Genomic DNA, 1,183 nt, shown 5'->3' with positions numbered 1-1,183 from the left:
GACTTGTGGCTAAAAGCCAGAGCTGAAACGGGAAGCTTTAAAGCAAAGCGAAACTATAGTAGAGGACCTGCCCCAAAAATTCAAAACTTAGAGGAATTTCGCCAATTTGCGTGCATAAATGGTGGCAAAACTCAACAACAGATGGCCGAAAAATGGCCAGAAAAAATTAGTCGCATTACTATAGGTAAAGCTTTAAAACGCATTGGTTTTACCAGAAAAAAAAACTTACGGGTACAGAGAAAGAAATGAAGAACAACGAGCCGAGTTTCTTAACTATATCAGTCAATATGCTTACCAGAGATTCGTTTATGTCGATGAAGCAGGAGTCGATGATACAGAAGATTATCCCTACGGTTGGTGTGATAAATCTCAACGATACTACGATCTAAAATTGGGACATAAAACAGAACGCATAAGCCTGATAGCTGCTTCATGTTGTCGTCAAATTATTGCCCCGATAACTTTTACAGGATACTGCAACACTGAACTGATTAAGATGTGGGTAGAATTTTTTCTAGTACCCGAGTTATTACCTGGACAAATAGTGATTATGGATCAGGCTAGTTTTCACAAATCGGCTCAGATAAAACAATTAATTGAAATGGCAGGATGTGAACTGGTATTTTTGCCCCCTTATTCACCTGATCTTAATAAAATTGAGAAATTTTGGGCAAGACTTAAACACCATTTGAGAAAAACTCTTGATCAATTTGATGGTTTACAGAATGCTATCGATAATGCTTTGCGACTTTTGTCCTAACCAACTCTTTCTCTGCTATATAATCTTCGATTTAGGTGGGGTTAGCGAGACCAACCAAAAACACTACCTTTTCTTATTCTTTTGGCAATTCTAGATTAATCATATTTGTGTTAATAAGTAGTCGGACATAAATAAACGGTACTGTATCAAAAACTGTAAAATGCTTATAACCTTTACCCCAAAAGGTTTTACCTATATTTACAAAACTTTATACAGCACCCAAAACTTTTGTCCGACTACTTATAATTTAATAGCCTATAGAGTGGGCTGTGACTAGACCATGGGTAAAAAAAGCAAAAGAAAAACTAAAAAATCTCAACCTCAACCTCTGATTCGTACAGATGTGTGGCGTTTAGTTACTACTCCCGAACAGAAAGAGATGATGTTGATGACGGTAACCTGCTACCGTAAATATCTTTTACC

General features: G+C 36.8%; 1 protein-coding gene and 1 pseudogene. Both read left to right on the top strand.

Annotation, left to right across the window (positions count from 1 at the left end; genetic code table 11):
• Positions 1 to 249, top strand: a pseudogene (locus F6K49_RS50925) (IS630 family transposase); the annotation flags it as partial.
• Positions 203 to 760 carry an IS630 family transposase gene (locus tag F6K49_RS50920; RefSeq protein WP_070392946.1) on the top strand — a complete coding sequence of 186 codons (558 nt, stop codon included), beginning with the start codon at positions 203 to 205 and terminating at the stop codon, positions 758 to 760. The pseudogene F6K49_RS50925 and the gene F6K49_RS50920, both read left to right, overlap by 47 nt.
• Positions 761 to 1,183 lie beyond the last annotated feature (423 nt).

The organism is Moorena sp. SIO3I6 (assembly GCF_010672095.1).
This window is presented reverse-complemented; position numbering and strand designations above follow the sequence as displayed.